Origin of the sequence: Streptomyces californicus (genome assembly GCF_000717645.1) — a bacterium.
Classification (GTDB): Bacteria; Actinomycetota; Actinomycetes; order Streptomycetales; family Streptomycetaceae; genus Streptomyces; species Streptomyces californicus.
The window spans coordinates 552830-573750 of the sequence record NZ_JNZZ01000001.1 but is presented as its reverse complement, the minus strand read 5'-3'; the positions used below and the strand labels follow the sequence as shown (position 1 = coordinate 573750).

22 protein-coding genes are annotated in these 20921 nt (G+C 71.0%); 17 read left to right on the top strand and 5 right to left on the bottom strand.

Annotated elements, in window-relative coordinates; all coding sequences use genetic code 11:
- Positions 1–4: 4 nt before the first annotated feature.
- A complete protein-coding gene (locus IF19_RS0102440) occupies positions 5–805 on the top strand; it encodes an inositol monophosphatase family protein (protein WP_030276088.1) in 801 nt (266 codons plus the stop codon).
- 112 nt (positions 806–917) lie between these two features.
- Here the strand turns inward: IF19_RS0102440 and IF19_RS1000000137535 are convergent, their stop codons facing one another.
- A complete protein-coding gene (locus IF19_RS1000000137535) occupies positions 918–1091 on the bottom strand; it encodes a hypothetical protein (protein ID WP_167345095.1) in 174 nt (57 codons plus the stop codon).
- A 394-nt stretch (positions 1092–1485) separates the two neighbouring features.
- On the opposite strand from IF19_RS1000000137535, the gene IF19_RS0102430 reads away from it, so the two are divergent.
- The 4 genes from IF19_RS0102430 (at position 1486) to IF19_RS0102415 (ending at position 5064) form a co-directional block, all read left to right on the top strand.
- Entirely contained in the window at positions 1486–2139 is a 654-nt protein-coding gene (locus IF19_RS0102430) for a response regulator transcription factor (RefSeq protein ID WP_030114644.1), read from the top strand.
- A 5-nt stretch (positions 2140–2144) separates the two neighbouring features.
- Entirely contained in the window at positions 2145–3386 is a 1242-nt protein-coding gene (locus IF19_RS0102425) for a sensor histidine kinase (protein ID WP_030114645.1), read from the top strand.
- A 405-nt stretch (positions 3387–3791) separates the two neighbouring features.
- Complete coding sequence (locus IF19_RS0102420) at positions 3792–4088, top strand: DUF4193 domain-containing protein (protein ID WP_003965732.1); 297 nt, start codon at positions 3792–3794, stop codon at positions 4086–4088.
- A 13-nt stretch (positions 4089–4101) separates the two neighbouring features.
- Positions 4102–5064 (top strand): hypothetical protein, encoded by a 963-nt coding sequence (locus IF19_RS0102415; RefSeq protein WP_030114646.1) that lies wholly within the window; start codon positions 4102–4104, stop codon positions 5062–5064.
- A gap of 60 nt (positions 5065–5124) precedes the next feature.
- Here the strand turns inward: IF19_RS0102415 and IF19_RS0102410 are convergent, their stop codons facing one another.
- A complete protein-coding gene (locus IF19_RS0102410; protein WP_030114647.1) occupies positions 5125–5583 on the bottom strand; it encodes a DUF3093 domain-containing protein in 459 nt (152 codons plus the stop codon).
- A 58-nt stretch (positions 5584–5641) separates the two neighbouring features.
- On the opposite strand from IF19_RS0102410, the gene IF19_RS0102405 reads away from it, so the two are divergent.
- The 8 genes from IF19_RS0102405 (at position 5642) to IF19_RS0102370 (ending at position 13470) form a co-directional block, all read left to right on the top strand.
- Positions 5642–6226 (top strand): PaaI family thioesterase, encoded by a 585-nt coding sequence (locus tag IF19_RS0102405; RefSeq protein WP_030114648.1) that lies wholly within the window; start codon positions 5642–5644, stop codon positions 6224–6226.
- Positions 6223–6753 carry a dUTP diphosphatase gene (gene dut / locus IF19_RS0102400; protein WP_030114649.1) on the top strand — a complete coding sequence of 177 codons (531 nt, stop codon included), beginning with the start codon at positions 6223–6225 and terminating at the stop codon, positions 6751–6753. The genes IF19_RS0102405 and dut overlap by 4 nt, the downstream gene beginning before the upstream one ends.
- A gap of 1 nt (position 6754) precedes the next feature.
- Entirely contained in the window at positions 6755–7528 is a 774-nt protein-coding gene (locus IF19_RS0102395; RefSeq protein WP_030114650.1) for a DUF3710 domain-containing protein, read from the top strand.
- Between the two features lie 183 nt (positions 7529–7711).
- Entirely contained in the window at positions 7712–8446 is a 735-nt protein-coding gene (locus IF19_RS0102390) for an ABC transporter ATP-binding protein (protein ID WP_030114651.1), read from the top strand.
- Between the two features lie 227 nt (positions 8447–8673).
- The gene (locus IF19_RS0102385) at positions 8674–11217 is read left to right on the top strand and encodes a sensor histidine kinase (RefSeq protein WP_030119794.1); all 2544 of its coding nucleotides are present in this window, start codon (positions 8674–8676) and stop codon (positions 11215–11217) included.
- A 231-nt stretch (positions 11218–11448) separates the two neighbouring features.
- On the top strand, positions 11449–12144 hold the full coding sequence (locus IF19_RS1000000138065; RefSeq protein ID WP_030114653.1) for a response regulator: 696 nt from the start codon (positions 11449–11451) through the stop codon (positions 12142–12144).
- 108 nt (positions 12145–12252) lie between these two features.
- The gene (locus tag IF19_RS0102375) at positions 12253–12678 is read left to right on the top strand and encodes an OB-fold nucleic acid binding domain-containing protein (protein ID WP_170757205.1); all 426 of its coding nucleotides are present in this window, start codon (positions 12253–12255) and stop codon (positions 12676–12678) included.
- A 3-nt stretch (positions 12679–12681) separates the two neighbouring features.
- Positions 12682–13470, top strand: a complete 789-nt coding sequence (locus IF19_RS0102370; protein WP_030114655.1) for a DUF3159 domain-containing protein — start codon at positions 12682–12684, stop codon at positions 13468–13470.
- Positions 13471–13575: 105 nt separating this feature from the next.
- Here the strand turns inward: IF19_RS0102370 and IF19_RS0102365 are convergent, their stop codons facing one another.
- A complete protein-coding gene (locus IF19_RS0102365) occupies positions 13576–14283 on the bottom strand; it encodes a potassium channel family protein (RefSeq protein ID WP_030114656.1) in 708 nt (235 codons plus the stop codon).
- On the bottom strand, positions 14283–14951 hold the full coding sequence (locus IF19_RS0102360) for a potassium channel family protein (RefSeq protein ID WP_030114657.1): 669 nt from the start codon (positions 14949–14951) through the stop codon (positions 14283–14285). Before IF19_RS0102360 ends, IF19_RS0102365 begins: the two co-directional genes overlap by 1 nt.
- A 322-nt stretch (positions 14952–15273) precedes the next feature.
- Here IF19_RS0102360 and IF19_RS0102355 point away from each other — a divergent pair, with 322 nt between their 5' ends.
- The 3 genes from IF19_RS0102355 to IF19_RS1000000135835 all read left to right on the top strand — a co-directional run bounded on the left by IF19_RS0102355 (position 15274) and on the right by IF19_RS1000000135835 (position 19887).
- The gene (locus IF19_RS0102355; RefSeq protein WP_030119795.1) at positions 15274–17352 is read left to right on the top strand and encodes an APC family permease; all 2079 of its coding nucleotides are present in this window, start codon (positions 15274–15276) and stop codon (positions 17350–17352) included.
- A 114-nt stretch (positions 17353–17466) separates the two neighbouring features.
- Entirely contained in the window at positions 17467–18795 is a 1329-nt protein-coding gene (locus IF19_RS0102350) for a class I SAM-dependent RNA methyltransferase (RefSeq protein WP_030114660.1), read from the top strand.
- Positions 18796–19141: 346 nt separating this feature from the next.
- Positions 19142–19887, top strand: a protein-coding gene (locus tag IF19_RS1000000135835) for an IS5 family transposase (protein WP_172674260.1) whose coding sequence is annotated in 2 segments (ribosomal slippage) — positions 19142–19427 and positions 19427–19887 — 747 coding nt in all. Because the reading frame shifts where the segments join, the coding sequence is not laid out codon by codon here.
- A 22-nt stretch (positions 19888–19909) separates the two neighbouring features.
- On the opposite strand, the gene IF19_RS0102340 is transcribed toward IF19_RS1000000135835, so the two are convergent.
- Positions 19910–20179, bottom strand: a complete 270-nt coding sequence (locus IF19_RS0102340) for a hypothetical protein (RefSeq protein ID WP_030114662.1) — start codon at positions 20177–20179, stop codon at positions 19910–19912.
- Between the two features lie 162 nt (positions 20180–20341).
- Between IF19_RS0102340 and IF19_RS1000000137530 the strand changes: the two genes are divergently transcribed.
- Entirely contained in the window at positions 20342–20479 is a 138-nt protein-coding gene (locus IF19_RS1000000137530; protein ID WP_156095445.1) for a FeoB-associated Cys-rich membrane protein, read from the top strand.
- Positions 20480–20921 lie beyond the last annotated feature (442 nt).

Below are 20921 nucleotides of genomic sequence, written 5' to 3'. Positions count from 1 at the left end.
CACCGTGACCGACCCCGACCTCTCCGAACTGCTCGACCTCGCCCTGGAGGCGGCCCGCCGCGCCGGGGCCCTGCTGCGGGACGGCCGCCCGGCCGATCTCGGGGTGGCCGCGACCAAGTCCAGCCCCATCGACGTGGTCACCGAGATGGACATCGCCGCCGAGAAGCTGATCACCGGCTACCTCTCCGACTTCCGACCCGACGACGGCTTCCTGGGGGAGGAGGGCGCCGGCGCCCCCGGCACCACCGGTATCCGCTGGGTCATCGACCCGCTCGACGGCACGGTGAACTACCTCTACGGGCTGCCGACCTGGGCGGTCTCCATCGCCGCCGAACGCGACGGCGAGCGGGTCGTCGGCGTCGTGGAGGCCCCGATGCGCCGGGAGACCTTCCGGGCGGTCCTCGGCGGCGGCGCCTTCGCCAACGGCGAGGCCCTGCGCTGCCGGCCCGCCCCACCGCTGGACCAGGCGCTCGTCTCGACCGGCTTCAACTACGTCGCCCACGTCCGCGCCCACCAGGCGGACGTCGCCCAGCGGCTGATCCCGCGACTGCGGGACATCCGGCGCGGCGGGTCGGCCGCCATCGACCTCTGCGACGTGGCGGCGGGCCGTCTCGACGGCTACTACGAGCGCGGGCTGCACCCGTGGGACCTGGCGGCCGGCGACCTCATCGCCCGGGAGGCGGGCGCGCTGACCGGCGGCCGCCCCGGACTGCCCGCCGACGGCGACCTCACGGTGGCCGCCACCCCCGGCGTCTTCGAGCCGCTCCAGGCCGCGCTGGAGGAGCTGGGCGCCTGGCACGACTGACGCGGCGCACGGCGGGCGCCGTGGGAAAGCCCTGGTAGGGGCCCTGAGACCGCCGTACACGCCGCGGGGCCCCGGACACCGTCGAGGTGTCCGGGGCCCCGCGGGATACGGCTCAGGCGGTGGCGGCGCCGATGTTCACGCCGTGCTCGGCGGCGAGACGGTGGAGATCGTCCAGCTCGCCCTGCTCGACGTCCGCGAGGAAGTCGTCGCCCTCCTCGCGCGCCCGCGTGAGGTCGGACTCGGTCGTCTTGATGCGCTGCAGCAGGCCTGCGGTGAAAGCGTCCATGATGCGCCCCCTCATCGTGGGTCGGTGGCACGGGGGTGTGCCCGGGGTACCCCCGGCCGGGGTGCCGGAGGAGCGGGTGATCGCGCCGTCACTCGGGGAAAAACGAGCGGGCCGTGGGATGCCACATGGCAGGCGTGATCGCGGGTGTGAACCCCTCATCCCCATGCCGAGCCTCAGAGAAACCTCAACTCCCCTCGGAAATCCGCCGGTTTTCCGGGGGGACGCCCGGCGAGCGTCGGCGGTCGGCCCGGTCGGCCCGCCGCCTTACCGCCGGTTTATGCGCGTTGCGGGCAGGATGGGATCACACAGTGGGCATCGCTGTCCGCGCCCGAGCGGCCCCGCGTGGGCCGCTCGCTCCGTGTACCCATCGAAGGACCGAAGGAAGGACTGCGCCGTGCGCGTACTCGTCGTCGAGGACGAGCAGCTGCTCGCCGATGCGGTGGCCACCGGACTGCGCCGGGAGGCCATGGCCGTCGACGTCGTCTACGACGGAGCCGCGGCCCTGGAGCGCATCGGGGTCAACGACTACGACGTCGTCGTGCTGGACCGCGACCTCCCGCTGGTGCACGGCGACGACGTGTGCCGCCGGATCGTCGAGCTGGGCATGCCCACCCGGGTGCTCATGCTCACCGCCTCCGGCGACGTCAGCGACCGGGTCGAGGGTCTGGAGCTGGGCGCGGACGACTACCTGCCCAAGCCCTTCGCCTTCAGCGAGCTGACCGCCCGGGTGCGCGCGCTGGGCCGCCGTACGACGGTGGCGCTGCCGCCCGTCCTGGAGCGCGCCGGCATCAAGCTCGATCCGAACCGCCGCGAGGTCTTCCGCGACGACGTGGAGATCCAGCTCGCGCCGAAGGAGTTCGCGGTGCTGGAGGTCCTGATGCGCAGCGAGGGCGCGGTCGTCTCGGCGGAGCAGCTGCTGGAGAAGGCGTGGGACGAGAACACCGACCCCTTCACCAACGTGGTGCGGGTCACGGTGATGACACTCCGCCGCAAGCTCGGCGAACCGCCCGTCATCGTCACCGTGCCGGGCTCCGGATACCGGATCTGAGGACCATGGCCACCACCCCGGAGCCCCCCGCGGCGCCTCCGAAGCCCACCTGGGAGCCCAAGCAGCACGAGCCGCCGTACCCCTGGCTGCGGCCGACCATCCGCATACGTCTCACGCTGCTGTACGGCGGGATGTTCCTGATCGCCGGCATCGTGCTGCTGTCGATCATCTACATGCTGGCCGCGCAGGCCCTGCACGACGCGGGGAGCCTGGAGCTGAAGGTCGGCGGCACCAACGTGCTGATCGCCAGCGACACCTGCCCGCAGCTCTCGTCGGCGACCAACATCGACCAGGTGAACGAGACGATCAAGGCGTGCACGGCCGCCCAGCGCCAGCACGCCCTGGACACCTTGCTCAACCGGTCGCTCCTCGCGCTCGTCGGCCTCAGTGTGATCGCCTTCGCCTTCGGCTACGCCATGGCCGGGCGCGTCCTGTCCCCGCTCGGGCGGATCACCCGGACCGCCCGCCGGGTGGCCGGTACGGACCTCACCCGGCGGATCGAGCTGGACGGCCCGGACGACGAGCTCAAGGAGCTGGCGGACACCTTCGACGACATGCTGGACCGGCTGGAGCGGGCGTTCACCGCGCAGCAGCGGTTCGTCGGCAACGCCTCGCACGAACTGCGCACCCCTCTGGCGATCAACCGCACGCTGCTGGAGGTCCACCTCTCCGACCCCGGGGCCCCGCCGGAGCTGCACCAGCTCGGCAAGACGCTCCTGGCCACCAACGAGCGCAGCGAGCAGCTGGTGGAGGGCCTCCTGCTGCTGGCCCGCAGCGACAACCAGATCGTCGAGCGCAAGCCGGTGGATCTGGCGGAGGTCGCCGAACGCGCCATCGACCAGACCCGGACGGAGGCGGTGGAGAAGGGCGTCGAGATCCGCGGGGAGCGGGGATCGGCCGTGGTCCAGGGCAACGGGGTCCTGCTGGAGCGGATCGCGCTGAACCTCGTGCAGAACGCCGTGCGCTACAACGTGCCCGAGGACGGCTGGGTGGAGGTCGCCACGGAGGTCCGGCACGGGCAGGCCCTGCTCACCGTCTCCAACAGCGGTCCGGTCGTCCCGGCGTACGAGGTCGACAACCTCTTCGAGCCGTTCCGGCGGCTGCGCACGGAGCGTACGGGCAGCGACAAGGGCGTCGGCCTCGGCCTGTCGATCGCGCGATCCGTCGCGCGGGCCCACGGAGGCCGTATCATCGCGGAGCCCCGCGAGGGCGGGGGGCTCGTGATGCGCGTCACCCTGCCGGTCTGAGAAGCGGCGCGCTGTGATTTCTCACCGCATTCTCATGTTCGCTTTGGGCGGAATTTTCGTGACCCGTCCCCGAGTGTTCCGTGTGTGATCGATCACACGGGCGATTTTTCGGCCATCTACGCACCGTGACGACGACTCCGCCGGAAAGCCGGTAAACGCCCGGGTTTTCAGGGATCATTATCACGGGAAGTACACGGGGTGGCACCTGTGAACTGCGCCGACGGGACCGTGTACGGTCCCCATCGCCACCCAAGCCGAGCCTCGCCGAGGCGGCCGGTCGGGTGTCGATTGAGTAACAGACCTTGATGTGAGGCAAAATCTCCGCCTCAGGTCGGGCACAAGTCCGGCCTCTCACGCGTTACGTGCGCTGAGACACCCGTATGAACCCAAGAGGGGGAGAGCGACATGGCAACGGATTACGACACCCCACGCAAGACCGACGACGACGTCGACCAGGACAGCCTCGAAGAGCTCAAGGCGCGCCGGAGCGACAAGACGGCCTCCGCCGTCGACGTCGACGAGTTCGACGCCGCCGAGGGCCTGGAGCTGCCCGGCGCGGACCTCTCCAACGAGGAGCTGGCCGTCCGGGTGCTGCCCAAGCAGGCCGACGAGTTCACCTGCATGAGCTGCTTCCTGGTGCACCACCGCAGCCAGCTGGCCCGCGAGAAGAACGGTCAGCCCATCTGCCGCGACTGCGACTGAGGTCGGGTCGGCCGTGGCAGGCGATACACCGTTCCGGAAGCGGCGCCCCTGGCGTCGGCACGGCCAGCAGGAACAGCACGACGGTACGGGCGGTACAGGCCCGGCAGAAGGCGTTCACGCGTCTGCCGAGCGGTCCGCCACCCCGCCGGATCACTCCGGCGGTTCCGGCGACGAGCGAGGCCGTTCGGCCTCGCTCGAAGTGGCCGGGGCGGCTCCGCTGCCGGACCGGCCCGCAGAGCACGACCGGCAGGACGGGGCGGAGCCCACGACAGGGGGCCGCCTGCACGCCGTGAAACGGGGGATGCGCAAGAGCGGGGAGAGTGCGAAGGCGCTGGCCGCGCAGCTGGCCGACCGCATCATCGACACGGCCCCCCGGGTGCCCGTGCGCGACCTCGCCACCCTGCGCAGGCAGTTCCCCGGGCTGGGGCCCGAGGAGCTGGCGGACAAGCTGGTGACGGGAGCCTGCCGGGGCACCGCGACCGTCGGCGCAGGCATCGGCGCCGCCGCCATGATGCCCGTACCGCCGGCCATGCTCGCCGAGCTGGCGGCGGAGGTGACCGGCGTCGCCGCGATAGAGATGAAGCTCGTCGCCGAGCTCCACGAGGTCTACGGCCTCCGCCCGCCCGGCAATCTCGGGCAGCGCAGCAGCGCCTACCTGACGTCGTGGACCGAGGAACGCGGCATCGACGTCACCCGGCCCACCACGCTGAACGCCGCCCTCGGCGGCCAGATGAAGCGCGAGCTGCGCCAGCAGATCATGAAGCGCATGGCGCGCAATCTGCCGAACCTGATCCCGTTCATGATCGGCGCCGCCGTGGGCGCCACGATGAATCGCCGCGACACCCGCAAGCTCGCCGACCGGATCAGGAGCGACCTGCGCAAGCAGCAGGTCCCCTGGGACCGGCTGCCCGCCCTGCCCCCGCTGGAGCAGCCCGCCGACCCGGCCGAGCTGCCCAAGGAGATCGAGGGGCACTGAGGGCCGTCCCGACGCCGAACGCGCGGCGCCCGGGCTCCGGGGTCCCGCCCGAACGTCCGCTCAGGCGGCCGGAACCGCGCTCAGCGCCGCCGCCAGCCCCTGTGGGTCCCGCGTGGACAGATAGACGTACGGAGTCGGGTCCTCCGGGTCCGTGACCTCCACCCGCACCGCCGTCCGCACATAGCCGCGCAACAGCATGAACGCCCTCGCGTCCGCCCTGTGCGTGCGCCAGGCGTGCGCCTCCGCCGCGTCCAGCACCTCGGGCTCACCGAGCGCCGACAGCGGAATCCGGGCGTCCCCGGCGATGAGCGACCCCGCCACCACCCGGATCCGGACGGAGCCGTAACCGCTGACCACGACCGCCGCAGCGGCCCCGCCGCCCACCAGCCCGGCGAGCATCGGCAGGGTGCCCAGCGGCAGCAGCATCAAGGCGCAGGCGATCCCCACCCCGAAGGCGATGAACCACCAGGAGCGGGGCGCGGTGAGGCGTTCGTCGAAGGGCGGAGCGGAAGGCTGCATGGCACCAAGCTTGGCACGGCGGGACCGCCGGACCGCCGCGCGGGTAAGGTCTGCGCCTGTGAGTGGAACATCAGCAGCTCTGACACCTCCGGCCGACGCCGTCGAGCCGGTCCGGCATCCCGACGCGCCCGCCCCCGGCGAGCTCCTCGGAGCGCACTACGAACACTGTTTCGGCTGCGGCGGGGGACAGCCGCACGGACTGCACCTGATGGCGCGGGCCGGTGAAGGCGTGAGCGTCACCGCCGAGTTCACCGTGCAGCCGGCCCACCAGGGCGCTCCCGGCCTCGCCCACGGCGGTGTGCTCGCCACCGCTCTCGACGAGACCCTCGGCTCGCTGAACTGGCTGCTGCGCACGATCGCGGTGACCGGACGGCTGGAGACCGACTTCGTGCGCCCCGTCCCCGTGGACACCGTGCTGCACCTCGACGCCCGGATCACCGCCGTGCACGGCCGCAAGATCTACTCCACCGCCACCGGCCGGATCGGCGGCCCCGACGGCCCGGTCGCGGTCCGCGCCGACGCCCTCTTCATCGAGGTCAAGGTCGACCACTTCATCGACAACGGCCGCCCCGCCGAGATCCAGGCGGCCATGTCCGACCCGGACCAGGTCCGCCGGGCCCGCGCCTTCGAGGTGAACCCGTGACCCGAGCCCCCGTCGACGCACTGATCCGCCTCCTCGACCCGGAGGTCCCCGTTCCGGCGTACGGGCACCCGGGCGACGCCGGGGCCGACCTGGTCACCACCGAGGCCGCCGAACTCGCCCCCGGCGAGCGTGCCGTCCTCCCCACCGGGGTCTCGATCGCGCTTCCCGACGGGTACGCCGCGTTCGTGCACCCCCGTTCCGGCCTCGCGGCCCGCTGCGGAGTGGCCCTCGTGAATGCCCCGGGGACGGTTGACGCCGGGTACCGTGGGGAGATCAAGGTGATCGTGGTCAACCTCGATCCACGCGAGAGCGTGCGATTCGAGCGGTTCGACCGGATTGCCCAACTGGTTGTCCAGCAGGTCGAGAAGGTGCGCTTCCACGAGGTGGCGGAACTTCCCGGCTCGGCGCGGGCCGGAGGGGGCTTCGGGTCCACCGGCGGCCATGCGTCGGTGGACGGCGCCGAGGGCGGGATCACCCACGGTGGGAACAGCTACGCTTCGGTCGTATCCGACCGGGAAGGACAGTGACGTGTTCGGACGTCGCAAGAAGAGTGGTTCCGCCGAGGACACGGCGGACGAGGTGCGCGAGACCGAGCAGGTCGCCGACGAGTCGGGCGCATCCGACGGGGCCGACACCGGCGCCCGGCGGATGAACCTCCCGCCGGCCCCCCGGCCGGACGGGCCCTGGGACAGCTCCGAGGTCACCCAGCCCGGTGACGGCCGGGTCGACCTGGGCGGCATCTTCGTCCCCGGTGTCGAGGGCATGGAGCTGCGCGTCGAGGTGGCCGGGGACGCGATCGTCGCCGCCACCGTGGTGCTGCGCGACAGCGCGATCCAGCTGCAGGCGTTCGCCGCCCCCAAGAAGGAGGGCATCTGGGGCGAGGTCCGCGACGAGATCGCCTCGGGCATCACCCAGCAGGGCGGGGTCATCGACGAGGTCGAGGGCCCGCTGGGCTGGGAGCTGCGCGCGCAGGTCCCCGTACAGCTCCCGGACGGCACGGGCGGGGTGCAGCTCGTGCGCTTCGTCGGCGTCGACGGCCCCCGCTGGTTCCTGCGCGGAGTGATCTCCGGCCAGGGCGCGGTCCAGCCGCAGGCGGCCGGCCTGCTGGAGACGATCTTCCGGGACACCGTGGTCGTGCGCGGCGAGGGCCCGATGGCCCCCCGCGACCCGATCGTCCTCAAGCTCCCCGACGACGCCCAGATGGTGCCCGAGGGCGTCCAGCAGGAGGACCAGGAGAGCTCGAAGTTCTCCGGCGGCATGGGCCAGCTCCAGCGCGGCCCCGAGATCACCGAGGTCCGTTAGACGCTGCCGCAGGGGCACGCCCCCCGCACACGCGGGCCGGTGGGCCGCACCCTCGCCCGGGTGCGGCCCACCGGCCCTTTCGTATCCGGACCGCCGCCCGTACCCCATTGCCCGGCCGCGTGGCGCACGCACATACTTGGCGGGCGACGACGCAGGCCACGTACACCATGACGGGGGAGCAGCATGACCGAGAGCACCAGCGGGCAGTCCGGCACGGCCCTGGCCGAGGACCCGGCCCGCACGGTCATGGTCAGGGTGGAGGACCTGCACCGCTCGTACGGGAGCGGGGAGGCGGCGGTGCACGCGCTGCGCGGCGTCTCCTTCGACATCCCGCGCGGTGAACTGGTCGCGCTCAAGGGCCGCTCCGGCTCCGGCAAGACCACCCTGCTCAACCTCGTCGGCGGCCTGGACGCCCCGGACAGCGGCCGGATCACCGTCGACGGTACCGAGATCGTGGGCCTCGGCGAGAAGGGCCTGCTGGAGCTGCGCCGGGACCGCGTCGGCTTCATCTTCCAGTCCTTCGGCCTCATCCCGATCCTGAGCGCCGCCGAGAACGTCGGCGTACCCCTGCGGCTGCGCAAGGCCGACCCGGCCGAGCGCGACGAGCGGGTCGCCCTGCTGCTCTCCCTCGTCGGCCTCGCCGACCACGCGGAACAGCGCCCCGGCGAGCTCTCCGGCGGACAGCAGCAGCGCGTCGCCATCGCCCGCGCCCTCGCCAACCGCCCCGCCCTCCTGATCGCCGACGAGCCCACCGGACAGCTCGACGCCGAGACCGGCCTCGCCGTCATGGAGTTGCTCCGCGCCGTCGTCCGCAGCGAGAACGTCACCGCGCTCGTCGCCACGCACGACCCCCAGCTGCTGGGCCTGGCCGACCGGGTCCTGGAGCTCAGCGACGGCCACATCGTCGAGCGGGACTGAGCTGAGGAGGGCGGGGAGCCACAGACCGGCTCCCCGCCCCTCGGCCCCCTTCTGACCTGGACCTTTCCCGGTTCGGCGCGCATCAGAATTCCGTCAATACGCCGCCCGCCCGTGCTCCCGGGACCGAATCACCGGCCCCGGCGGAGTAGCGTCGAAGGCGGCAGCCGCACCGGGCGCGCCACCGGCCGCCGGGACCACGGGGCCGGACGGAAGAAGACAATGGGGCCATGGGACGCGGCACACTCCGGATCTACCTGGGCGCGGCACCGGGCGTCGGCAAGACGTACGCGATGCTGTCCGAGGCGCACCGCCGGGTCGAGCGCGGCACCGACTGCGTGGTGGCCCTCGTGGAGCACCACGACCGGCCGCGCACCGAGGTGCTGCTGCACGGCCTGGAGCAGGTCCGGCGCAGTGAGATCAGCTACCGCTCCGCCGTCTTCACCGAGATGGACGTCGACGCCGTCCTGGAGCGCGCCCCCGCCGTCGCCCTGGTGGACGAGCTGGCCCACACCAACGTGCCCGGCTCCCGCAACGCCAAGCGCTGGCAGGACGTCGAGGAGCTGCTGAAGGCCGGGATCGACGTCATATCGACGGTCAACATCCAGCACCTGGAGTCACTCGGCGACGTCGTCGAGTCGATCACCGGCGTCCGGCAGCGTGAGACCGTCCCCGACGAGGTCGTCCGCCGGGCCGACCAGATCGAGCTGGTCGACATGTCGCCCCAGGCGCTGCGCCGCCGGATGGCGCACGGCAACATCTACCAGCCCGACAAGATGGACGCCGCCCTCTCGAACTACTTCCGCCCCGGCAACCTCACCGCCCTGCGCGAGCTGGCACTGCTCTGGGTCGCGGACCGGGTCGACGAGTACCTCCAGCAGTACCGCGGTGAGCACAACATCCGCACCACCTGGCAGGCCCGCGAACGCATCGTCGTGGGGCTGACCGGCGGGCCCGAGGGCCGCACTCTCATCCGCCGCGCCTCCCGGATGGCCGCCAAGGGCTCCGGCAGCGAGATCCTCGCCGTCTACATCGCCCGCAGCGACGGCCTGACCTCCGCCTCCCCGAAGGAGCTGACGGTCCAGCGCACCCTGGTCGAGGACCTGGGCGGCAGCTTCCACCATGTCATCGGCGACGACATACCCGCGGCCCTCCTGGAGTTCGCCCGGGGCGTCAACGCCACCCAGATCGTGCTGGGCTCCAGCCGCCGCAAGACCTGGCAGTACGTCTACGGGCCCGGGGTCGGCGCGACCGTCGCCCGCGAGTCGGGCCCCGACCTCGACGTCCACATCGTCACCCACGAGGAGGTCGCCAAGGGCCGCGGCCTGCCCATCGCCCGAGGGGCCCGGCTCGGCCGGGCCCGGATCATCTGGGGCTGGCTCGTCGGCGTCGTCGGGCCCCTCCTGCTCGCGGTGGTGCTCCGCACCATGGAGGACGCCCCCGGCCTCGCCAACGACGTCCTGCTCTTCCTCTTCCTGACGGTGGCCGCCGCCCTGCTCGGCGGGCTGAGACCCGCGCTGGCCTCCGCCGCCGTCGGCTGCATGCTGCTGAACTACTGGTTCACCCCGCCCACCCACACCTGGACCGTGCAGGACCCGGAGAACCTGGTCGCCATCGTGATCTTCTTCGCGGTGGCGGTCGCGGTCTCCTCCGTGGTGGACCTCGCGGCCCGCCGCACCCACCAGGCCGCCCGGCTGCGCGCCGAGTCGGAGATCCTCTCCTTCCTCGCCGGCAGCGTGCTGCGCGGCGAGACCGCCCTGGACGCGCTGCTGGAGCGGGTCCGCGAGACCTTCGCGATGGAGTCCGTCGCCCTGCTGGAGCGCAGCAGCGACGTGGAGCCGTGGACCCGCGCCGGGGCGGTGGGGCCCGCCCCGGTGAGCCGGCCCGACGACGCCGACGTCGACATGCCGGTCGGCGACAACCTGGCCCTCGCGCTGTCCGGCCGGGTGCTGCCCGCCGAGGACCGCCGGGTGCTCGGCGCGTTCGCCGCCCAGGCCGCCGTCGTCCTCGACCGTCAGCGTCTGGTGGGCGAGGCCGAGCAGGCCCGCAGGCTCGCCGAGGGCAACCGGATCAGGACCGCGCTGCTCGCCGCCGTCAGCCACGACCTGCGCACCCCGCTCGCCGCGATCAAGGCCGCCGTCAGCTCACTGCGCTCCGACGACGTGGCCTGGTCCGACGAGGACGAGGCGGAGCTCCTGGAGGGCATCGAGGACGGCGCCGACCGGCTCGACCACCTCGTCGGGAACCTGCTCGACATGTCCCGCCTCCAGACCGGCACGGTGACCCCCCTGATCCGCGAGATCGACCTCGACGAGGTGGTCCCGATGGCGCTCGGCGGCGTCCCCGAGGGGAGCGTCGAGCTCGACATCCCCGAGACGCTGCCGATGGTGGCGGTGGACCCCGGCCTTCTGGAGCGGGTCGTCGCCAACATCGTGGAGAACGCCGTTAAGTACAACCCCGGCCGGGAGCCCGTCGCCGTGGCCGCCAGCGCCCTCGGCGGCCGGGTCGAGCTGCGGGTGGTGGACCGGGGCCGGGGCGTCCCCGACGAGGCCAAGGACCGGATCTTCGAACCCTTCCAGCGGTACGGGGACGCCCCGCGCGGCTCCGGAGTGGGCCTCGGCCTCGCCGTCTCCCGGGGCTTCGCCGAGGCCATGGGCGGCACGCTCGACGCCGAGGACACCCCCGGCGGCGGCCTGACCATGGTCCTCACCCTCGCGGCGGCGGGGGAGACCGGCCGTGCCGAAGCCGAACTGCCGGCCCGGGTGACCTCATGACGCGCGCCCGCGTGAGGACGCGCGCCCGGAGACCGGGGTGCGCCGGGGCGTACGCCGTGAAACGCCGCGGACCGGGGCGCGCATGCGCGTGCACCCTGGGCCGCACCCCCGTCCGGGGCGCGCCGGGACGTGCGCCGTGAGCCGCGCCCCGGTCCGGGGCGCGCCGGCGCGCCCAGTACACCCCTCCCCAGCCCCCTCCCTCCTCCCGTACAGCAGAAAGGCAGGTCCCCGATGACCAGGGTGCTTGTGGTCGACGACGAGCCGCAGATCGTCCGCGCCCTCGTGATCAACCTGAAGGCCCGGCGGTACGAGGTCGACGCCGCGCCCGACGGGGCGACTGCCCTCCAGCTCGCCGCCGCCCGTCACCCCGACGTGGTCCTCCTCGACCTCGGGCTGCCCGACATGGACGGGGTCGAGGTGATCAAGGGGCTGCGCGGCTGGACCCGGGTCCCGATCCTGGTCCTCTCCGCGCGCCACAGCTCCGACGAGAAGGTGGAGGCCCTGGACGCGGGGGCGGACGACTACGTCACCAAGCCGTTCGGCATGGACGAGCTGCTGGCCCGCCTGCGCGCCTCGGTGCGCCGGGCGGAACCGGTCGGTCAGGAGAACGGCGCCGAGGACATCGCCGTCGTCGAGACGGACGGCTTCACCGTCGACCTGGCGGCCAAGAAGGTCCACCGGGACGGCCGAGACGTCCGCCTCACCCCCACCGAATGGCACCTGCTGGAGGTCCTCGTCCGCAACGCCGGCCGCCTGGTCAGCCAGAAGCAGCTCCTCCAGGAGGTGTGGGGCCCGTCCTACGGCACCGAGACCAACTACCTGCGGGTCTACATGGCCCAGTTGCGCCGCAAGCTGGAGGCCGACCCCTCGCACCCCCGCCACTTCGTCACCGAGCCCGGCATGGGCTACCGGTTCGAGCGCGGCTGAGAGGCCGGCCCGCCCCGGAGTCATCCGCCGAAGCGCCTGCGGCACCACTCTTCCGAGTGGTCTTTCCGGGCCTCCGTGTACCGGCGTGAGGACCGGTACCCTTCGGGTATGAGTGCTGTTCCCCGATCCGAGAAAGCCGGGAAGGCCGGGAAGGCGGCGAGACCTTCCGGCCGCTTCCGCCGCATGCTCGACCGGCTCTCCAGCTCGCAGGAGGACCTGGAGTCCGAGGAGCTGCGGGAGGACGCGCAGGCCACCGGATGCACCCGGATCTCCGAGTGCTCCGACCGCCAGATCGTGAAGGTGGCTGGTACGTTGCGGACGGTCACCCTCCGCCCCCGGGCCGGAGTCCCCGCCCTGGAGGCGGAGCTCTTCGACGGCACCGAGCCGCTCGACGTGGTCTGGCTCGGCCGCCGTTCCATCGTCGGGATAGAACCCGGCCGCAGAATCATCGCCTCGGGGCGGGTCGCCATGAGCCACGGCCGCCGGGTGCTGTTCAACCCCACATACGAACTCCGACCGCTCGGCAAGGAGTAGCCGGTGACGTCTCTCGACAAGCCGACGTCCGACACGGACCAGCCCCACCGCACCGATCCGCAGCCCACCGGCGGCAGGCACGCCGCCCAGCAGGACGCGGAGACGCGGACCGTCACCGAGGCCGCCCTCTTCGAGGCGTTCGGCGGCGTGCGCGGGATGGTGGAGACGGTCCTGCCCGGGCTGCTCTTCGTCACGATCTTCACGATCAACAAGGACCTGCACATCTCGGCCATCGCGGCCCTGGCCGTGTCCCTGCTGCTCGTCGCCGTCCGGCTGATCCGCAGGGACACCGTGAAGCACGCCTTCAGCGGAGTCTTCGGGGTGGCCTTCGGCGTCGTCTTCGCGATGATGACGGGCAACGCCAAGGACTTCTACCTGCCGGGCATGCTCTACACCCTGGGCCTCGCGGTCGCCTACATCGCCACCGCCGCCGCCGGGGTGCCGCTGATCGGGCTGATCCTCGGCCCGGTCTTCAAGGAGAACCTCTCCTGGCGGACCCGCAATGCGGGCCGGAAGAAGGCGTACACCAAGGCCAGCTACGCGTGGGGCTTCATCCTGCTGGCCAAGTGCGCGATCCTCTTCCCGCTCTACTGGTGGGCCGACACCACCCAGTTCGGCTGGGTGCTCATCGCGCTGAAGATCCCGCCGTTCCTGCTCGCCGTCTACCTGACCTGGGTCTTCCTCGCGAAGGCGCCGGCGCCCATCGACGTCTTCGCCGAGATGGAGGCCGAGGAGCAGGCCGAGAAGGAGCGCAAGGCCGCGGCCGCCGCCGTACGCGATCCGGAAGCCTGATCCGTACGGCGCCCACCGTCACGCACGCGACCGACGAAGGGGCCCGGAACCGCTCGGCGGTTCCGGGCCCCTTCCGCATGACTCGGCTCAGCGGGCCGGTGAGGGTCAGTCCTCCGACGCCCTCGGCCTCGGCGTCGACTCCGCGTCCGGGCCGTTCCGTACCGACAGCAGGTCCTCCAACTGCTCCTCGCGCGCCTGGGCGGCCACAAACAGCAGCTCGTCGCCGGCCTCCAGCGTCTCCTCGGTGCTAGGCGTCAGCACGCGCGTGCCCCGGATGATCGTCACCAGCGAGGTGTCCTCGGGCCAGGCGACGTCACCGACCCGGGTACCGGCCAGCGCCGACTCCGGGGGCAGCGTCAGCTCGACCAGGTTGGCGTCGCCGTGGCTGAAGCGCAGCAGCCGGACCAGATCGCCGACGCTCACCGCCTCCTCGACCAGCGCCGACATCAGCCGCGGCGTCGACACGGCGACGTCCACACCCCACGACTCGTTGAACAGCCACTCGTTCTTCGGGTTGTTCACCCGGGCCACCACGCGCGGCACGCCGTACTCGGTCTTGGCGAGCAGCGAGACGACCAGGTTCACCTTGTCGTCCCCGGTCGCCGCGATCACGACGTTGCACCGCTGCAGCGCCGCCTCGTCCAGCGACGTGATCTCACAGGCGTCCGCGAGCAGCCATTCGGCCATCGGGACCCGCTCCACCGAGATGGCGGTCGGCGCCTTGTCGATCAGCAGCACCTCGTGCCCGTTCTCCAGCAGCTCGGCGGCGATGGAACGTCCCACCGCGCCCGCCCCGGCAATCGACACACGCATCAGTGACCGTCCTCCTCGGGACCCTGGGCGAACGCCGCCTCGACCTTGGCGATCTCGTCCGTACGCATCATCACGTGGACCAGGTCGCCCTCCTGCAGGACGGTCTGCGAGGTCGGCAGTATGGCCTCGCCCAACCGGGTCAGGAAGGCCACCCGGACCCCCGTCTCCTCCTGGAGCGTGCTGATCCGGTGACCGATCCAGGACGGCGTCGTGTGCACCTCCGCGAGCTGCACGCCACCGCTCGGATCGCGCCACAGGGGCTCCGCGCCCGACGGCAGCAGCCGCCGCAGCATCTGGTCCGCCGTCCAGCGGACCGTCGCCACGGTGGGAATGCCGAGGCGCTGGTAGACCTCGGCGCGCCGGGGGTCGTAGATCCGGGCCGCGACGTTCTCGATGGAGAACATCTCGCGGGCCACCCGGGCCGCGATGATGTTGGAGTTGTCACCGCTGCTGACCGCGGCGAACGCCCCGGCGTCCTCGATTCCGGCCTCGCGCAGCGTGTCCTGGTCGAAACCGACGCCGGTGACCCGCCGACCGCCGAATCCGGACCCGAGCCGGCGGAACGCCGTCGGGTCCTGGTCGATCACCGCGACGGTGTGCCCCTGCTGTTCCAGGGTCTGTGCGAGAGCGGCTCCGACGCGCCCGCAGCCCATGATGACGATGTGCACTGTGCGCCTACCCCGCCGTCCTGGTCATCCCGCTGACCTGCGAAAACACGCTGCTCACACTTCTCTCTCGGCTTGCCGGGCAAACAACGGGGCACACACCCGCGGTGTGGCCCGAAGTCGAGCTTAAGCGCCGGACAGACCGATCCCTCATCCGCGTCTCCCCATCACCGCCCGTACCAGTAAAGGAAATGCAAAAAAGGGCGTACGAGTGCAAGGATCGCGTTAAAGAATGGCGAGGCGTTCTCCCCCGACCGCAGGAGATTGCGGGGGCGCGTCGAAAGGGCGTGCGTTTCGGCCGTCGGCTCCGCTTACGATCCTCAGCGTGTCCAAACTGACCGACGTGCCCAAACGGATCCTGATCGGCCGGGCGCTGCGCAGCGACAAGCTGGGCGAGACCCTTCTGCCCAAGCGCATCGCACTCCCCGTCTTCGCGTCCGACCCGCTGTCCTCGGTGGCGTACGCACCCGGAGAAGTCCTCCTCGTGCTGTCCATCGCGGGGGTGTCGGCGTACCACTTCAGCCCCTGGATCGCCGTCGCGGTCGTCGTCCTGATGTTCACGGTCGTCGCCTCCTACCGGCAGAATGTCCACGCCTACCCGAGCGGCGGCGGCGACTACGAGGTCGCGACCACCAACCTCGGGCCCAAGGCCGGACTGACCGTCGCCAGCGCCCTGCTCGTCGACTACGTCCTGACCGTCGCCGTGTCGATCTCCTCCGGCGTCGAGAACCTGGGCTCCGCCGTCCCGTTCGTCGTCGAGAACAAGACGCTCTGCGCCGTCGGCGCCATCGTTCTGCTCACTCTGATGAACCTGCGCGGAGTGAAGGAGTCCGGAAAACTCTTCGCCGTCCCCACCTATCTCTTCGTGGCCGGCGTCTTCCTGATGATTCTGTGGGGCAGTTTCCGCGGGCTGGTCCTCGGCGATGCGATGCACGCCCCCACCTCCGAACTCCAGATCAAACCCGAGCACCAGGGGCTGGCCGGATTCGCCCTCGTCTTCCTTCTCCTGCGGGCCTTCTCCTCCGGCTGCGCCGCCCTCACCGGCGTCGAGGCGATCAGCAACGGCGTACCGGCCTTCCGCAAGCCGAAGAGCAAGAACGCCGCGACCACGCTGGCGCTGATGGGCCTGCTCGCCGTCACCATGTTCTGCGGCATCATCGGCCTGGCTCTGGTCACGGACGTCAAGATGGCCGAGAACCCCGCGGTCGACCTGCTCCGCGACGGCGTCCCGGTCGGCGCCGGCTACACCCAGGACCCGGTCATCGCCCAGGTTGCCGAGGCGGTCTTCGGCCACGGCTCGTTCCTCTTCATGGTGCTCGCGGCCGCCACCGCCCTCGTGCTCTTCCTCGCCGCGAACACCGCGTACAACGGCTTCCCGCTGCTCGGCTCGATCCTCGCCCAGGACCGTTACCTGCCGCGCCAGCTCCACACGCGCGGCGACCGCCTCGCCTTCTCCAACGGCATCGTGCTGCTGGCCGGAGCGGCGATCCTGCTCGTCTGGGTCTACGGAGCCGACTCCACGAAGCTGATCCAGCTCTACATCGTCGGGGTGTTCGTCTCCTTCACCCTCAGCCAGACCGGCATGGTCCGGCACTGGAACCGCCTCCTGACCGACGAACGGGACCAGGCCAGGCGCCGCCACATGATCCGCTCCCGCGCCATCAACGCCTTCGGCGCGTTCTTCTGCGGCGTGGTCCTGGTGATCGTCCTCGCCACCAAGTTCACCCACGGCGCGTGGGTGGCGCTGCTCGGGATGGTCATCTTCTACGGCACGATGACCGCGATCCGGAAGCACTACGACCGGGTCGCCGCCGAGATCGCCGCCGACGAGACCCCCGCCGAGGAGACCGCGCGCCCCTCCCGCGTCCACGCCATCGTCCTCGTCTCCAAGCTCCACCGCCCCACGCTCCGCGCCCTCGCCTACGCCCAGCTGATCCGGGCGGACCACCTGGAGGCGCTCTCCATCAGCGTCGACCCGGATGAGACGCGGGCCCTGCGCGAGGACTGGGAGCGGCGCGGGATCAACGTCCCCCTGAAGATCCTCGACTCGCCCTACCGCGAGGTGACCCGCCCGGTCATCGAGTACGTCAAGGGCCTGCGCCGCGAGAGCCCGCGCGACGTGGTCAGCGTCTACATCCCCGAGTACGTGGTCGGCCACTGGTACGAGCACCTGCTGCACAACCAGAGCGCCCTGCGCCTCAAGGGCCGTCTGCTCTTCACCCCGGGCGTGATGGTGACCTCCGTCCCGTACCAGCTCCAGTCCTCCGAGGCGGCGAAGCGACGGGCCCGCCGCCGCGCCGACTGGAGCGCCCCGGGGTCGGTCCGCCGGGGCCCGGTGGAGCGCCGGCACAAGGACCCGCACCGCAAGGAGCACAACGGCAGGGGCCGGAACGGGAAGGGGTAGCGCCGCGGTCCGGGCCGCCGTGGTCGGCGCCCCGGGCCCGTCCGCGTAGACTGGTGGGCTGTCGTCCGGCCACGGGCCCGACCGTTCACCCCCTTCCTCCAGGAGCCTCCCCTCATGCAGAACGAACCCACGTCGTCGCTGGTCGGGGAGGAGTACGAGGTCGAGGTCGGGCCGGTCGCGCACGGTGGCCACTGCATCGCCCGCACCGCGGAGAACCAGGTCCTCTTCGTACGCCACACGCTCCCCGGCGAGAAGATCGTCGCCAGGGTCACCGAGGGCGACGCGGACTCCCGCTTCCTGCGGGCCGACGCCGTACGGATCCTCGAACCGTCGAAGGACCGCGTCGAGGCACCCTGCCCGTACGCCGGTCCCGGCATGTGCGGCGGCTGCGACTGGCAGCACGCCAAGCCGGGTGCGCAGCGCCGCCTCAAGGGCGAGGTGATCGCCGAACAGCTGCGGCGTCTCGCGGGGCTGACCCCGGAGGAGGCCGGCTGGGACGGCACGGTCATGCCGGCGGACGGCGACAAGCTCCCCGCCGGTGAGGTGCCTGCCTGGCGCACCCGGGTCCAGTACGCCGTGGACGCGGAGGGCCGTGTGGGCCTGCGCAAGCACCGCTCGCACGAGGTGCAGCCGGTCGACCACTGCCTGATCGCGGCGCCCGGGGTCTCCGAGCTGGGCGTCGAGAAGCGCGAGTGGCCGCAGATCGCCGGGGTGGAGGCCATCACCGCCACCGGCTCGAACGACCGCCAGGTCATCCTCACCCCGAAGCCGGGCGGCCGGCTCCCGCTGGTGGAGCTGGACAAGCCGGTCTCCGTGCTCCGCGTCGACGAGAAGGACGGCGGGGTCCACCGCGTCCACGGCCGCGCCTTCGTCCGCGAGCGCGCCGACGACCGCACCTACCGCGTCGGCTCCGGCGGCTTCTGGCAGGTCCACCCGCAGGCGGCCAACACCCTGGTGCGCGCGGTGATGCAGGGACTGCTGCCCCGCAAGAGCGACACGGCGCTCGACCTCTACTGCGGCGTCGGCCTGTTCGCCGGGGCCATCGGCCAGCGCATCGGCGAGAAGGGCGCGGTGCTGGGCATCGAGTCCGGCAAGCGCGCGGTGGAGGACGCCCGCCACAACCTGAAGGACCTGGACCGGGTCCGCATCGAACACGGCAAGGTCGACCAGGTCCTGCCCCGCACGGGCATCACCGAGTGCGACCTGATCGTCCTGGACCCGCCCCGCGCGGGCGCCGGCAAGCAGGTCGTCAAGCACCTGTCCTCCCTCGGCGCCCGCCGCATCGCCTACGTCGCGTGCGACCCGGCAGCCCTGGCCCGCGACCTGGCGTACTTCCGGGACGGGGGGTACAGGGTGCGGACGCTGAGGGCGTTCGACCTGTTCCCGATGACGCATCATGTGGAGTGCGTGGCGATCCTGGAGCCGGTGAAGAAGGACGCCTGACCTGGGGTTTTGCCCGTGCGCATAATGTGCGGTGTGGGCGTTACGGGCGATATCCTGACGCTGGAATGACGCTTGTGACGCTCATTTGACCCTCGTTCTGATGGCATGTCAGGTGCCTTGTCGGGCAGGTCAGACCCCGACAAGGTGGCGAGTATCGATGGGACGCCGAGGGTAGGCGACGCTGAGCGCAGACCTACTGAGTCGTGCTGATCAGATGTGCCGGAAGAGACCAGCGAGTGCAGTGACCTGCCGCGATGAGCGGTTAATGGTGGCTGACCTGCGCGAATGATCTTTCGGCTACTTCACGTTCGTGTAGCTTGATGGGGCCGAGTTGTTCCACCGAGTGATGCCAGTGGCGCCTGTGCGACCGCAAGGTGGTGGACGGCGGCGCTACTGCGACCGGGAGGTACTGGCCGCCGTCCCGTTCGTGGCTACCTCCGGCTGCACCTGGCGGCAGACCCTCGAGGTGTTCGGTCCGTCGTGGTCGACGGTGTACCGGCGTTTCACGGAGTGGAGCCAGGCCCGGGTGCGGGCCAAGCTCCACCGCCTGGTGCTGGACGAGCTGGGTGCCCGCGGGGACTTGGACTGGTCGCGGTGCGCGATCGATTCGGTGAACGTGCGGACCCTGAAAAAGGCGACCTGACGGGTCCCAATCCTGTAGATCGGGGCAAGTTCGGCTCAAAGATTCACTTGATCACCGACCGGACCGGTCTGCCCCTTTCCGTCGGCATCTCCGGCGCAAATCTCCACGACAGCCAGGCACTTGAGCCGCTCGTGCGCGGGATACCGCCGATCCGATCCCGCCGTGGCCCGCGTCGAGGACGACCGGCCAAACTCTATGCGGACAAGGCCCACGACAACCGCCACTTGCGGCAATGGCTCCGTTCCCGGCACATCACACCCCGCATCGCCCGTAAAGGCATCGAGTCCTCCGAGCGGCTCGGGCGCCACCGCTGGACGATCGAGCGAACGATGTCCTGGTTTGCAGGATGCCGCCGTCTGCACCGTCGCTACGAGCGCAAGGCTGACCACTTCCTCGCCTTCGCCGGCATCGCCGCTACCCTCATCTGCTACCGGCGACTCGCCAGATAGCAATACCCTTCGGCACTCCAGGTCAGCGCCACTCGGGCGGAATGTTGGCGAGCTGCGTCAGCAGGTCCCAGTCAGCCGAACGGAACTTCGGGTCGTGCCATTGGGCGCCGCTGGCGACCCAGTATCCACGCAACTCGCGGACCTGCGACACGTTGTCATCGCCGATGCCGGATTCGTTGTAGCAGCAGGGGCAGATGACGTACTTCGGTACGCCGTACTCGTCGAACACCGCTTCGCCATCGTCGTACCCGCAGATCCGGCAGGCGGTCTCGGTCTTGTCGTCCATGCTCATCTCGGCCAGAGCCTACCGATCGACGCCAAATGACACGATGTCCTAAGGCCGCCGGAGCCACTGCCAGCACAGCCGGCAACCTGCCCGAGAAGGCGTACACGGTGGGCGGTTGTCTGGAGGGGGCGCGGGAATCAGCGGATCCTGGCTCTGAAAGGACACGGCATGTCGATCACGCTCCTGGCAATGGGTACCGGGGTCAAGGGAAGTCCCTTGTGGACCACGATCATCGGCATCGTGGTGGTGGCCGTGGCCACTTGGGCCTTCTTCCGGGATCAGAAGCGGAGGAAGAACAAGGACTGATTTTCCGCACGTCTGACTTCGCGTGCAGAGGCGTCCGATCGGATTCCGGTCCGGGTGCCCTTCTCCAGCGGTGCGTGTGCTCAGTCGGTCATCCCCAGCGCGTGGACCGGACCGAAGACCGCCAGTGAGCCTGTTTCAACCTGCCGGACTGACGAACTCGTTGGGCTGACGGCGCTAAGAAGCTCCTGGTAGGCGGGTTTTCGACCTGGAGAAGCGGATCCAAGAAGGGCTTCGCGTCCTCTCGGTAGCCACGGCCCGATCGTTGCTTGTCGAAGCCTGAGGAGCCCGTGCTCAGGCGCTGGAGAAATTCGCTTGTGCACCCGGCTGGCTGACCTATTCTGTGGGAGGTCATGTGCGGCGGGTTCCCTGCCGCACCGCTCGGCGCGTTCGGCGTCGATGTGTAGCGCGTGCTCGGCCGGGAGGAGGTGGGAAACATGGACTG